Here is a 12,771-nt window from a genome sequence, read left to right as displayed (position 1 = left end):
ATGCGTCTATTAACACTGGTTACAACGCTATTACTATTGTCAGCCTGTGGCAGTGGTACCTCGATGTCGGGCCTGAGCGATACGGAGCTCGAGTATAAGGCAGCCGAGTGCACCAGCCTTGGTGGTTCCAATCGCATCATGGCGATGACCTGCGATGAGGTGGAGAAGGAGTGTCTCTATCGCAATAAGCAGGGCAAACAGCTCTGTCCCGCACTGTTATAAGACCGGTTTAATTCTCTAGCAGGAAGGTGATCGACTCGAGCACCTTCTGTGGGTCGGTATACTCGACGGCCACCGGCCAGAAGCTCTCGTCCACCTTCAGCACCATCGATGGAAAGCTGTCGATGTGCATCTCCTCTGTGGTCTCAATCTCATTCTTGAGTAGCTCATCGACCTCGTCTGAGAGCAGTGCGTCGTGGAACTGTTTCTCGTTGAGGCCAATCTCCACTGCCAGTTCGATCAGGGTGCTGTTATCGGAGGGATTACGTGCTTGCTGGTAGTAGGCACGTTGAATCGCCTGGGTCATCAACTCATCGTTACCCGACCCCTGCAGCCGTGCAGCGATGACCGCTCGGCAGGCGGGGTAGGTGGAGCGACGTGGTTTGCAGTGGTTCCAGAAGTCGAAGTTGAACTGGGTGCCTGGCACCCGTTGCACGATGCGTTGCCAACCATCCTGGATATTCTGCTGCATATCGCCGGGCATCGGCTCGTCAGAGTCGACGGCGAGTCCGCCGAGTAGCTTGATTATCCCCACCCCTTCGGGGAGCTGTTCACTGATCTGTTTGAGTGTTGGCTGAAAGGCGTAACACCAGCTGCACATCGGGTCGTGGAAGTAGTAGAGCGTGTTACTCATGGCTGCACCTGTTTTGATTATTCTTAGAGAGCAGTGTAGTTCAGAGTGTGATCAGCTTCATTGCCGGTTCGTTGAGTTGTGGATCATCACTGAAGCCGGAGACCAGTAGCACTACGCTACCGCGTTTCTGAATCTTGAAGCGTGCAGCTATCGTACGACTCAGTTTGTGCCAGTCGTGCGCCTCATCCTCATCAATCTGTACCGGTACGATACCCCAGTGGAGTGCCAGACGGCGCACCACGCGTTCGTTGCTGCTCACACCGAGACAGGCCGAGGTGGGACGGTCGGCGGAGAGTACGCGCGCAGTGGTGCCGGAGTGGGTCGGGATGATGATTGCCTGCAGGTCGAGATCACGCGAGAGTGAGGTGACGGCGTGTGAGACAGCGGCACGCATCGGCGAATCGTCATGGTGGTCGTGTTTGATCGGCTGATCGTTATGGTGGTCCTGGCAACGCTGGCTCTGCTCGATCTCACGCAGGATCTCATCCATCGTCTGTACCGCTTTCAACGGGTAGGCACCAACCGCCGTCTCTCCCGAGAGCATTACAGCATCGGCACGGCTACGTGCGGCGTGGGCCACATCGCCTACCTCGGCACGGGTTGGACGAGGATTGGTGATCATCGATTCGAGCATTTGGGTGGCGACAATGACCGGCTTCTGTTTATTGCGGGCAATCTCGATCAAGCGGTCCTGAATCAATGGCACCTTGCTCGCTGGCAACTCAATACCGAGATCGCCACGGGCGACCATGATGGCATCGGTCGCCTCGATGATCTTATCGATCTGCTCGACCGCCTCGGGGCGCTCGATCTTGGCCACGACCGGTATCTCATTACCGAGTCGCTTGAGGTGTTTTTTCAATGAACGGATATCGCCAGCGCTACGTACAAAACTGAGTGCGAGGTAGTCGGCACCGAGCTCGGCAGCGAGCTTGGCATCTTCACGGTCTTTCTTGGTCAGTGCCGGTACCGAAAGATCGCTATCGGGCAGGTTCATCCCCTTGTTGTCCTTGAGCAGGCCGCCAGTCACGACACGACACTTCACATCACGCCCCTCTACGGAGAGTACTTTCAGTTCCAGATTGCCATCGTCGAGCAGGATGCGGGCGCCTGATTTCACATCGCGATGAAGCCGTGCGTAACGTGAGGGGATCAGGCTGCCCTCGCCGATACACTCTCGAGTGGTGACGGTGATGATCTGTTTCTGCTTGAGTGTGATCGCTCCGTTCTTAAAGTGGCCGACACGAATCTTTGGTCCACACAGATCCATCAGGATGGCGACATGCAGATCGAGCTTTTTTGCCACCGCACGCACCCGTGCGAAGCTCTTGCGATGCTCATCGTGGCTGCCGTGGGAGAGGTTGAGGCGAATGACGTTAACACCGGCGCGCATCAGCTGTTCAATGGTGGCGCGCTTTGAGGTGGCGGGGCCGAGTGTGGCGATGATGCGAGTTCGTCGCCAGAGGCGGGTGCGGCTGAGTGGTTTGGCTGTGGCCATCAGGTGCTCCTTGCAACCGATTATGTTTGGAACGGAAGTGTACGTGCTTGCCCTTGAGTAACAAGGGATAGAAACAGTGATTTAATAAATCAGTAACGTCCGGGGCGATTGGCGACCTCCTTCAATCGCCAAGAACTGCCCCCTTGTTTTGCCTCAAGCTGCTGCTCCTGCTGGTCGTCGAGAATATGGAAGAAGTCGAGTCCGGTGCGTTGTTCAACCTCATCGACAGAGACGACAAAGCGATCGAGGGCTTCTGTGCCTTTAACGCCTTGCGGGATGATGAAGGCGAGCAGTTGAGGTGCATCACCCGTCTTTTTAGGCGGAGCGGCGTAGAGCTTGTAAAAGGCGTCGGGAATCTCGACTCGCATCGCGCTCTTCATACGCTCAATCTTGCCGTCGAAGATCGGTCCTGTGGTGACCCAGAGGCTACCGAAGCGTCGAGCAAATACATCGACCTCGATCTCCTCAAGGCGTTGCCACAGCTTCTGGTTTAGCTTCGGCCGTTGCGGAGTGATGTTACTCATTAAAAAGGTATCGAGCTGTGCGCCACGCCCATAGAGACGGGAGATGGCGTAGTTGGGGGCGAGGTGGCCGCGATCAAAGCCGCTGCCGCGATAGTCGTCGTGCCCAACCATTGTCAGGGTGCGCCAGTCGCGCTTGAAGCGCTGCGGGCGCTTGAGACGTTTGGCATCTTTAGCCACGGGGGTGAGTTTGTAGCTGACCCAGAGCGGGTTGCTGCGCAGGTCTGAATAGCCGAGCAGAAAACCGTCATTACGCAGGGTGCGGCTCCAGGTGGCGGGATGGAGTGTAGTTGCCTGTGGGGTACCGAGATAACTCAGCTGAGGGCGCAGGTAGTAAAGCTCGGCGGCGTACCAGCCGAGTAGCAGCAGGACAGCGAGTAGCGCCAGCTGCGGGTGGCGACGCAACATTGGCCAGAGGCGAGGCAGTAGATGCAGGTTTCGTAACGGATTCATGCTTTTTATTAGTCGTTTTGGAGCGGCAATTATAACGACCGGATCGGTTCTGTGAATGTCGAACAGCTTGCCCCGGTAGAATGGCCGCCCATGAGTCGAAGTGAAGAGATGAGTTTGAGAGCAGGGTGCGTCGCGCAGTGTCGTGGTTGTGCCCATCGTCTGATGAGTGCTGAGCAGAGTGAGGAGCAGAAGACGGAGTGGCTGCAGTCGAGACTGAATCCGTGGGCTGAGACCTTCCAATCCCTGCGAGCCGTCGAGGGTGAGGCGCGTTGGCACTACCGTGACCGGGTAGTGCTGGCTGCCGAGTGGAGTGAGGTGCAGGGGTGGCGTTTTGGCATGGTGGTGCGTGATGAGCTGCTGCCGCTGCAGGAGTGCCCAATCCACTCTGAACGAGTAGCGCGCATGCTCGCGCTGCTGCGCGAGATCCTGCCGTCGGGCGGGCGCAGCTTTCCACTCGCCTACTACGCGCAGTCGGGCGGACAGGCGACCTTGATCGTGAAGATGGCTGAGCCGCCGGCAACAAAGTGGCTCACCGAGGAGGCCAAGGTTCGGTTGGCGGAGACGGGTATTGAGGGGTTATGGCTGCACGCCTTCCCCTCGGCAGGACGGCGGCTTTTTTCCAAACACGGCTGGCGGCTGCTATGGGGTAGCGAACACTCGTATGACCCGCAGGGGCTGCGCTACGGTCCGACCGCCTTTCAGCAGCTGATACCGGCGCTCTACATTGCCGCGCAGGATCAGGCGCAGCAGTTTCTAGCACCGGATGCCGGGAGCTCGGTGGTCGACCTCTACTGCGGCAATGGCGCAACCCTGCGCCGTTGGTGCGAGGCCGGTGCCGAGACGATCGGTGTTGAGCTGGGTGGCGATGCACTGGCGTGTGCCAGGGAGAACGCGTCAGGGGCCGAGCTGCTGCGCGGAACCTGCGAGACGCGCTTGCCGCAGCTGCGCCAGTGGCTGGGGCGGGTAGCGCCGGAGCGTACGTGCCTGCTCTATACCAACCCACCACGAACCGGCATGGAGGAGGCTGTGTGTCGTTGGGTGGCCGATGAGCTGATGCCGACACGTATCGCCTACCTCTCCTGCAGCGCCGGTACCCTGCGCCGCGATCTCGACCGACTGTTCGAGGCGGGCTACCGGGTGGTCGCAATCACCCCCTACGACTTCTTCCCCCAGACCTACCACGTTGAGACGCTGGTGCTGCTAGAGCGTTAAGCCGTTTCCGCCTCTGGCCGCTTTGCGTTGAAGCCGTTCCAGCGTCTCGATGAGAGCGCGGTACTGGCCCATCTCGAGCTGAGCTGAAACTGCTTTGCAGGTTGAAACGATCAGCTCAGAGTCGTGCCGAGCCGAGCCGAGCCGAGCCGAGCCGAGCCGAGCCGAGCCGAGCCGAGCCGAGCCGTAACGCCATCAGTAGATAGACAACGGCTGCGATCCCGTTCAGCACCTTCTGTGCACGGAGGGACTGTTGAAGCCGTGCCTCAATTTTCCCGTTATCTGTACTACTGAGCCGAATGCCAGCAGGGCGGCGACGATAAAGATCGCGCCCAGCAGCAACATCTGCAGCTCGGCACTACCCGCCTTCGGATCGATAAACTGCGGCAGCAGTGCGAGGAAGAGGATCGAGACCTTCGGATTGGTAATGTTCATGATGATGCCGCGTCGGTAGAGCGTGGGAAATGGCAGGAAGATGGGTGCTCTGCGCCAATATGTCGAATAGAGGCGTGGATCGCTCGCCAGGCGAGATAGAGCAGATAGAGCAGATAGAGCAGATAGAGTGCACCACCGAGTTGCAGCAGGGTAAAGGCGAACGGATTGGTCTTGAGCGGCACCGCTACTGCGAGGGTGACGGCTGCAGTGTGCAGCAGCAGCCCGCTGCAGTGAACCAGTGTGACGACAACGTCGGCACGAGCACCGTAGAAAGCCGACTGGGTCAGTACAAAGATGTTATCAGCACCGGGCACGATGCTGAGTAGTGGGGCGGCCGTAAAAAAGACCAGTAATGGTGTTGGCCGTGAGCATGCTTCACTATTTTAGTAACGGGTGATGCCATCAGGGGGGGTGACGGGTCCGATATTAGGCTGATATTTATTGTTATGCCTGACATCTGCTGACGTCTTGAAAAGTGTGATGGCAATCACGTATTTGCTGGAGTATATCCGCGCGTTTTTGATAAAAAAATCTACCGTGAAACCAATTTCCCGCATGGGTTTAAAAACACAGGATGTCATCCATGAGCAAGAAGAGCCGGTCATCATCGCCAGTAGTCGTTAAAGTGCTTCCCAGAAAGTCTGTCATTGCAACCGCAGTTGCTACGGCCATTGTTACCAATAGCATGACCAACATCGCGCGTGCCGAGGATTTTCAGGCCAATGTTGAGGTCTTTCTGAGCCCGGGTGATCCTCGCCATCGTGGTGGTATCGCGGCGATGGTGCCGTTTAGAAAAAACAATGATTCGATGAGCTTTGTCGATGGCCGCTTCTGGCTCGATGACAATACCGCCTCCGAGTACAACCTTGCCTTCGGCCATCGCTGGTTTAACAGCAATCGTAGCTCCATCTTCGGTCTCTTCGGTGCATTCGATCATCGCAAGAGCAGCACCGATCGTGACCACAATCAGCTGACCGCCGGTGCGGAGATGCTGATGGATGACTGGGAGCTGCGCGGTAACTACTACTACCCACTCTCAGATCGATACCTGGTTGGTGTCGGTGGCACCAACGGCTCCTTCTCCGGTAACAAGCTCTACGCCAACGGTATCTTTGAAGAGGCACTCGAGGGGCTCGATATTGAAGCGGGACGCTCCTTTGCACTGCATGGTATCGGTCTGGATGAGAACTGGATCCACATCGGTGGTTACCACTTCGAGGGAGACGCGGCGGGTGATGTCGATGGTGTGTCGCTTCGCCTTACCTCCTTTCTGCGTAAAAACCTCTCGATCGGTCTCGCTGCGCAGGATGATGACCTGTTCGGTTCCGAGATCCGTGGTGAGATCCGTTACTCCTTTGGCAGGGCGTCTGGTGGCGGCAAGCGCACCCTCTCCGAGCGCATGATGCAGCTGGTCCATCGTGATATCGATGTTAAGACCACTGCTGGCGTTCCGGATCACCTCAGAACTGATCTGAATAGTACGGTTGACGTCTCCCCTGGAGCAGGGGTTATCCACATCGACAGCTCCTCGGAAGAGTCGACCGAAGATGGCAGCTACGAGTACCCCTACAAGACCATCGCCAACTGTAAGGCGGCAGAGTGCGGCACCGAAGATGGCGCAATGATCTACGTGCACGAGGGTGACAGCGATGAGGATGGTGGCGCCTACGACACCGGAACAGGTTGGACTCTGCGTGATAATCAGCAGCTGATCGGTGAAGGTTTTGATCTCTACGGTATCGGCGGCGAGGGTGATTACCCTGAGATCACCACAGCATACGGTGATGACCTGACGCTGGTAACTCTGGCCGATGGCAACGAGGTTGCCGGTATCGAATTCAATAGCGATTTCGAATATGGCGGTACCACCGCACTCTATGCTGAGGATGTCGGTACGTTCAACATCCACGACAACCGCTTCCTCGATCTGAATGTCGAGGGTAGCGAGGGTTACTACGGCGCCGGTATTGGCACGGCGCGTCTCTCTGGTGGTACTACCAGAGGTGTGATCGATAACAACCAGTTCTTCGAGGTTATGTACCCGGTTACGGTGCTGAGTAACGACGCCAGCGAGAGCACACAGAACCTTACTATCTCAAATAACCGCTTCATGGACTTCGACCAGGCGATCACCGTTCATAACTACGCAGATGATGCCGGTAGCGTGACGCAGAACCTCCTGATTTCCGACAACAGCTTCGTTAGTGATGCCTCGAGTGATCCGGCGATCTACGCCTATAACATGGCCAATGCATACGATAGCAATGAGGGTGGTAGCGCGATTCAGAACTTCACCCTGACGGGTAATATCCTGACCACCGAGGGTGACGGTATCTACGCCTACAACTACGCCTATGCCGAGGGCGACTATGGTGCGTTTGCTGATCAGGAGTTCACCATCGCCGATAACGACTTCCTGGCCGTTGATGATGATACCGGACGTTTCTACAACTACGCCTTCGGTTATGACAACACCAACGCCTCGAAGGCGACTGCAAATCAGACTATCGATATCAACGATCTTGAGCTGAACATGACCGATGGTAGTGGCGCGGCGTTCTACGCCTACAACTACGCCTATACCAACGGCGCGGATGGCAGTGTCGCGAACGCCACCTCCGATCTCTCTGTGGTCGATTCAAACTTCCATGAGATGCAGAGCTCGGGCGCCTTCTATATCTATAACATTGCCAGGGATGAGAACAGTGCCGATGGCGGTACGCCGACTGCGACCCAGACCATCGAATTCAATAACTTCTATCTCGGTATCGCCCAGGAAGATTTGGCATATGTCTACAATTACGCCTACGGTGAAGATGCGCTCGCTTTACAGATGGTCGATATGGCCGATGTCGAGTTTGTCTATGTCTACGATGAAGTGGTAACACTCTCTAACCATGCGGTTGACGCCACTGCTACCCAGCTAGTTACCATTGATCAGCTCCGTGGTTACACGTCTGACTACGACATCGTTCGCGGTTACAACTACGCCCACAGCTACGATGCCGATACGCTGGCCACCCAGTCAATCGATGCCACCGGTCTTGAAGAGCACTATGTCGAGAATGATGAGGGTGCAATCTTCTACAACTACTCCTATGCACATGGGGATAACAGTGCGACTGCAACCTCGACCAATACGTTGGAAGATATCTATCTGATCACCGAGGATGATGTCCTCGATTTCTACAACTACGCCTGGACCGGTGATTACGGCAGTGGAACATCAACGGCCACCCAGACCAATATCGTCACCGATGGCTACCTGAATAATACCGATACGAGCGATGCCGGTATCATGGCGACCAATGCAGCCCGTGCCGACTACGGCAGCGGCAACGCCTTTGCCACGCAGAACAACACCTTCACCGATCTTGATATCTACAATGAGGGCAACCCTGGTATCGTCTACATCTACAACTACGCGGGTGTGAACGAGAACGCATACGGAAATGCAGTCGCTAACCAGACCAATAATGGCTCCGATCTCTACATGCGTAGTGAGGATAATGACGGCCTCTACCTCTATAACTGGGCGCGTGATAACGCCTATGGTGCTGGGGGTGATGCCACGGCAACGATGAACTCCACCTTCGATAATCTCGATATTGTTACCGAGGAGGAGAGTGTCTACATCTACAACCGTGCTGAGGGTGATAATGCTTACGGTTCGATGAGTTTCGATATCAGTAATGTCGAGGCGACCACCGATGAAGAGGCACTCATCATCCGCAATACTGCCTCCTATGGTGGAACGGCGAACATGAGCGATAGCACCATTGAGGGCTTCGTCTCACACGGTTCTGAGTACGAAGGGATCTATATCTACAATGACACCGAGGATTCTGCATATGGATCAGGCTCCATGGCAACGATGGATATCGATTTGACCAATATCACTGTCACCGGCGCAGGTGATCAGGGGATCTATATTGTAAATGCTTCAACGAATCCCGATACCGCATACGGTAGCACTGCAGACCAGACCGTCACCCTGACCAATGTCGAATTGGCGGGCGCTCACGATGAAGGACTCTACATCTACAACTTCGCTGAAGGTGGCGGTGTAGCGCTGCAGAATGTGAGTGCCGATGGTCTGATTAGCCGCCACAATGCCGAAGAGGGTGTCTACATCTATAATCGTGTGGATTCCTATAACTACAACACCTACAGTGATGTCGGAACCTATGGTGTTCAGACGGTTACACTTGAAAATACGCTGATCACCGATAACGCGGGTGGTGGTCTGGTTGCTCAGAGTTACGGTAATGGTAGTGATGCGACTGCCGAGCAGACCATCAACCTGGTTGAGGGAGACATCCTCTTCAATGGTGCACCGGGCGGCGCCTACTTCTCGAATATCACCTATGATGGTTCTACCTCGACCCAGACAGTCGATCTGACCGACACGAACATCGAAGATAACTACGACGATGTGGTGCTCGACGAGAGTAGTGATACCGAGCAGACGGTGACCCTGCCTGACGGTACGATTGTCACAAATGTACCGTAGCCGAAGCGCTATTCGTTGATCGACCAAAGAGTGCCTCCGGCTTTGCCGGGGGCCTTTTTTTATCTAGGGAAGAAACCACAGACATGTCTAAAACCCGTGTGAACGTAACGGATCTCTTCAATGAGGCCAAGGCGCTCTTCGATAAGGAGGCCTATCAGGAGGCGGTGCAGAAGTTTATTACCGTCTCCTTTGCCCAGCCGAGCAACTGGCACGCCTACGCCCTGCTCGGGGCCTGTTTCGAGAATATGGGCTATCGTGATGCGGCGATCGTCTCAATGCAGCGCGCCTCGATTATTCTGCCCAAACATCCGCAGATCTGGCTGAATCTTGCGCGACTACTCTCCTCGAGCGGCAGAGCCGAAGAGGCGGTGGAGGCGTTCGAAAAGGTCGTGGAGCTGCAGCCCGGTCACCTCGAGGCGCACCACCAGGCGGGCATGATGCTGCGCGGTATGAACCGTAATGAGGAGTCGCTCGGCCACTTTGACCATGTGGTTGCTGGAACGGCTAAGAGCGATAAGGAGAAGGAGTACCAAGTCGTGGCGGAGTGGGTGCGCTCACTTGATCGATTGACCATGGGCGACTATCAGGCGGCGTGGAAAGATTATGAGACCCGTTGGCGTCTGCCCGGAACCTTTGTACACCGCCTTGATGGTCCGGAGTGGAAGGGGGAGTCACTGGAAGGTAAGCGTATTGTGCTCACCTACGAGCAGCGTTTTGGCGATGTGATCAACTTTGTACGCTTTATTCCCCGGCTAAAGGCGTTGGGTGCCGAGGTGATTGTGCAATCGCCGCCTGAGCTGGCGCACCAACTGGCACATATGACCACCGAGGTGGAGATTGTCGATAAAGATGTCGAGCCACCACCGTTCGATTACTACGTTTTGGTCACCAGTGTGCCCGCCATTTTAAATCTCTCACTCGATGATGTGATGCAGGATGAGGTGCCCTACCTGCAGGTCGATGAGCGGGACAGGAAACCTGAGCTGCCGATGAGACGCGGCACCTGGCTCAAGGTGGGGTTGCTCTGGACCGGAAAACCCGACCCCAATCGTTCTATCCCGTTTGAGCACATGACACCTTTGCTGAGACACCCCGGTGTCTCCTTCTACAGTTTTCAGCTGGGCAAGAATTCAGCCGATCCGCACAAGCAAGGAATGAGCTGGCTGGTCAACGATCTCAGCCCTGAGATCAGCGATTTTTACGATTCCAGTCTGTTGCTAAAGGAGATGGATCTGTTTATTACCATCGATACCGCTGCGGCCCATCAGGCGGGCGCACTGGGTGTACCGGTATGGACGCTACTCATCTATGCCCCTGACTGGCGATGGATGAGAGATCGAGAAGATAGCCCCTGGTATCCATCAATGCGCTTCTTCAGGCAGACGCGTAAGAACTCCTGGAAGGAGGCGGCACGTAATCTCGATGTGGCATTTGAGCAGTGGGTCGAATCAAACCCTCCTCCTGTGGTTGTGAATAGCGGGGGATAGCGAGGTGGAGCAGCGCTAGAGTGTGCGGCTAGATGCACCAGGCTCGGGAGCCTGAACCTCTTTTACACTACATGTTTCTACTAGTGGCTACTTGTAGTGCTGCTTGAACTCCTCGCTCGGTTCGCGGGGTGAGTTGATATAGAGCAGGATTCCGTTAGGGTCGCGTACCGCAAAGCCGCGATCTCCCCAGGGGTGGTCCTCGATTGCCATCACGGCTTCCAGACCCGCCTGACTCAGGCGCTGGTGTTCGGCGTCGACATCCTCGACCTCAATGTTGTACATCAGGCCGCCGCCCGAAGAGAAGGGTTGTTGCGGCAGCATCGGCTTCATGAACTGCAGCGAATTCTGTCTGTCACCAAACTCAAGATTGAGGTACTGCCCGCTGTCGAAGGTGATCGTGGCATCGAAATATTTGGTGTAGAAGTCGCGACACTGATCGAGGTTTTTGGTGGTAAAGGCGGTTGAGATCGACTTGATGGACACGCTATAGCTCCTTGGGTGTATCAACCGCTGCAGAGAGGCACAGCAGTTGATTTGATGAGGGGCATAGTCTACTTCAAGCCGATCTTCTCTGCTGCCGATTTGGTGTTGACGCCGAGCAGTGAGTAGATCGGGCAGATGCCAAAGGCTCCTGTGATGACCATAATTACGCCGAGCCAGCCGACCGGGTGCTGAATAGCGATAAAGACGTTGGCGATCAACAGGACGCCTAGAACGACACGAACCGTACGATCGACCTTGCCGACATTGTTTGCGAGTAGATTCATCTCTCCGATCTCCTTGAGTGGCCTGTTTGGTATATCATTTAACGCTTATGTAGGTTAGTTGAGGTTGTCCGTCTGCGCAAAGTGGCCTCAAATCTGATGAGTGCTCTGGAGAGTCCCCAATGAAGCTCGATGTTGATACCGCACTGTGTAAGCGGGCACGCCTGCCGCATGAGCTTTTTATGCTTAATCTGGCGCTGTTTCATCTATTGATGACCCCGGCCTCGATTGCGCTCGATGTCGGTGTGTGGGGCTTGTTGCTGCCACTAAGCCTCTCTCTCTCAGTGATGCTCTATACCTGGTTGCGTAGCCGTGCTCTGGAACGGAGTGGTGAACCCTGGTTTCTGCGTCTGCATTGGCGATTGGCGCTAGGTCGTTACCGAATGTTGCTGATCGCCTACGGGGTGGCCCTGGGGCTGTTTGGTGTCGGCACACTGCTCTCGCTCGGTAGCAGTGATCCCCATATGCAGCAGATTCTGCAGACGGTCTTTATCCGCATCGCCATCATGCCGGTACTGATCATGGTGATGATCAACTTCTATCTTGAATCGAACGCGATCAACCAGGCATCAGGTGGTGAGCTGCCGGATGGGTTGGTTGCGCGCTATCCTGAGGCAAATCTCGAGGAGTCGGCCGTTGGATAAGGGGAAGTTGAAAAGGTTTGCCGGTGAGGCGCACAGCGGATCTGATCGTACGGCACCCTATCCGGTGAGTCGCATGGCGCCCGCTACCGAGCTGGTCGATATGGCCCGTGAGATCGCCGAGGCGGACAAACAGCTCGGCAATGTGACCCATGCGAAGCTGAAGGTGATTGCCGATCAGATGCAGACGCTGCAGCAGCAGGCGCGCCGGGTGCTGGAGCGTGCGCAACGTGATCAGCTACTGCACCGTGCACGCTGCAATTTTAGTCGCCAACCCGGCAAGCGCTACCACCTCTACCAGCCGGGGAGTCGCTATTTTTGCGGAAGCTTGTTTTGGGCATCCAAGCCCAAGCAAGCGGCAAATACTTAACGCGACCGTTTATGCCTACGGCGCCCC

Annotated in this window: 13 protein-coding genes; 6 read left to right on the top strand and 7 right to left on the bottom strand. The window is 55.8% G+C overall.

All coding sequences use genetic code 11. The features are described 5' to 3' along the window. A complete protein-coding gene (locus BOW52_RS08715; protein WP_078483697.1) occupies positions 1-222 on the top strand; it encodes a hypothetical protein in 222 nt (73 codons plus the stop codon). Positions 223-229: 7 nt separating this feature from the next. Here BOW52_RS08715 and BOW52_RS08710 read toward each other — a convergent pair whose 3' ends face one another. From BOW52_RS08710 to BOW52_RS08700, 3 genes are all read right to left on the bottom strand, one after another. Further along, the gene (locus tag BOW52_RS08710; protein ID WP_078483696.1) at positions 230-853 is read right to left on the bottom strand and encodes a DsbA family protein; all 624 of its coding nucleotides are present in this window, start codon (positions 851-853) and stop codon (positions 230-232) included. A 40-nt stretch (positions 854-893) separates the two neighbouring features. Next, positions 894-2,351 carry a pyruvate kinase gene (gene pyk / locus BOW52_RS08705; protein ID WP_078483695.1) on the bottom strand — a complete coding sequence of 486 codons (1,458 nt, stop codon included), beginning with the start codon at positions 2,349-2,351 and terminating at the stop codon, positions 894-896. An 89-nt stretch (positions 2,352-2,440) separates the two neighbouring features. Further along, positions 2,441-3,325: a DNA/RNA non-specific endonuclease gene (locus BOW52_RS08700; RefSeq protein WP_078483694.1), complete on the bottom strand. Its 885-nt coding sequence runs from the start codon at positions 3,323-3,325 to the stop codon at positions 2,441-2,443. Positions 3,326-3,433: 108 nt separating this feature from the next. Here BOW52_RS08700 and BOW52_RS08695 point away from each other — a divergent pair, with 108 nt between their 5' ends. After that, on the top strand, positions 3,434-4,537 hold the full coding sequence (locus BOW52_RS08695; RefSeq protein ID WP_172840273.1) for a class I SAM-dependent RNA methyltransferase: 1,104 nt from the start codon (positions 3,434-3,436) through the stop codon (positions 4,535-4,537). 222 nt (positions 4,538-4,759) lie between these two features. Here the strand turns inward: BOW52_RS08695 and BOW52_RS17750 are convergent, their stop codons facing one another. Beyond that, positions 4,760-4,969 carry a LysE family translocator gene (locus BOW52_RS17750; RefSeq protein WP_269087645.1) on the bottom strand — a complete coding sequence of 70 codons (210 nt, stop codon included), beginning with the start codon at positions 4,967-4,969 and terminating at the stop codon, positions 4,760-4,762. After that, a complete protein-coding gene (locus BOW52_RS17745; RefSeq protein WP_174672578.1) occupies positions 4,966-5,283 on the bottom strand; it encodes a LysE family transporter in 318 nt (105 codons plus the stop codon). The genes BOW52_RS17750 and BOW52_RS17745 overlap by 4 nt, the downstream gene beginning before the upstream one ends. 269 nt (positions 5,284-5,552) lie before the next feature. Between BOW52_RS17745 and BOW52_RS08685 the strand changes: the two genes are divergently transcribed. Together BOW52_RS08685 and BOW52_RS08680 are read left to right on the top strand one after the other, a co-directional pair. Beyond that, entirely contained in the window at positions 5,553-9,482 is a 3,930-nt protein-coding gene (locus tag BOW52_RS08685; RefSeq protein WP_172840272.1) for an inverse autotransporter beta domain-containing protein, read from the top strand. Between the two features lie 83 nt (positions 9,483-9,565). Further along, the gene (locus BOW52_RS08680) at positions 9,566-10,969 is read left to right on the top strand and encodes a tetratricopeptide repeat protein (RefSeq protein ID WP_078483691.1); all 1,404 of its coding nucleotides are present in this window, start codon (positions 9,566-9,568) and stop codon (positions 10,967-10,969) included. Between the two features lie 87 nt (positions 10,970-11,056). On the opposite strand, the gene BOW52_RS08675 is transcribed toward BOW52_RS08680, so the two are convergent. Continuing rightward, positions 11,057-11,452, bottom strand: a complete 396-nt coding sequence (locus tag BOW52_RS08675) for a VOC family protein (RefSeq protein ID WP_078483690.1) — start codon at positions 11,450-11,452, stop codon at positions 11,057-11,059. Positions 11,453-11,520: 68 nt separating this feature from the next. Then, positions 11,521-11,736: a YgaP family membrane protein gene (locus BOW52_RS08670; protein ID WP_078483689.1), complete on the bottom strand. Its 216-nt coding sequence runs from the start codon at positions 11,734-11,736 to the stop codon at positions 11,521-11,523. 119 nt (positions 11,737-11,855) lie between these two features. Here BOW52_RS08670 and BOW52_RS08665 point away from each other — a divergent pair, with 119 nt between their 5' ends. Beyond that, the gene (locus tag BOW52_RS08665; RefSeq protein ID WP_078483688.1) at positions 11,856-12,377 is read left to right on the top strand and encodes a hypothetical protein; all 522 of its coding nucleotides are present in this window, start codon (positions 11,856-11,858) and stop codon (positions 12,375-12,377) included. Beyond that, complete coding sequence (locus BOW52_RS08660; RefSeq protein ID WP_236725682.1) at positions 12,370-12,744, top strand: DUF2452 domain-containing protein; 375 nt, start codon at positions 12,370-12,372, stop codon at positions 12,742-12,744. The genes BOW52_RS08665 and BOW52_RS08660 overlap by 8 nt, the downstream gene beginning before the upstream one ends. Positions 12,745-12,771 lie beyond the last annotated feature (27 nt).

It is taken from the genome of Solemya pervernicosa gill symbiont (assembly GCF_002020875.1).
In the GTDB taxonomy this organism is placed as follows: Bacteria; Pseudomonadota; Gammaproteobacteria.
Note: the sequence above shows the minus strand (reverse complement) of the source record. Positions and strands in the feature narration are given on the sequence as shown.

Bases quoted from the DNA above. Each gene is read 5' to 3' on its own strand.
- BOW52_RS08670 (WP_078483689.1), bottom strand. From the start codon at position 11,736: ATGAATCTACTCGCAAACAATGTCGGCAAGGTCGATCGTACGGTTCGT.
- BOW52_RS08715 (WP_078483697.1), top strand. From the start codon at position 1: ATGCGTCTATTAACACTGGTTACAACGCTATTACTATTGTCAGCCTGT.
- BOW52_RS08665 (WP_078483688.1), top strand. From the start codon at position 11,856: ATGAAGCTCGATGTTGATACCGCACTGTGTAAGCGGGCACGCCTGCCG.
- BOW52_RS17750 (WP_269087645.1), bottom strand. From the start codon at position 4,969: ATGAACATTACCAATCCGAAGGTCTCGATCCTCTTCCTCGCACTGCTG.
- BOW52_RS08700 (WP_078483694.1), bottom strand. From the start codon at position 3,325: ATGAATCCGTTACGAAACCTGCATCTACTGCCTCGCCTCTGGCCAATG.
- BOW52_RS08680 (WP_078483691.1), top strand. From the start codon at position 9,566: ATGTCTAAAACCCGTGTGAACGTAACGGATCTCTTCAATGAGGCCAAG.
- BOW52_RS08695 (WP_172840273.1), top strand. From the start codon at position 3,434: ATGAGTTTGAGAGCAGGGTGCGTCGCGCAGTGTCGTGGTTGTGCCCAT.
- pyk (WP_078483695.1), bottom strand. From the start codon at position 2,351: ATGGCCACAGCCAAACCACTCAGCCGCACCCGCCTCTGGCGACGAACT.
- BOW52_RS08685 (WP_172840272.1), top strand. From the start codon at position 5,553: ATGAGCAAGAAGAGCCGGTCATCATCGCCAGTAGTCGTTAAAGTGCTT.
- BOW52_RS08710 (WP_078483696.1), bottom strand. From the start codon at position 853: ATGAGTAACACGCTCTACTACTTCCACGACCCGATGTGCAGCTGGTGT.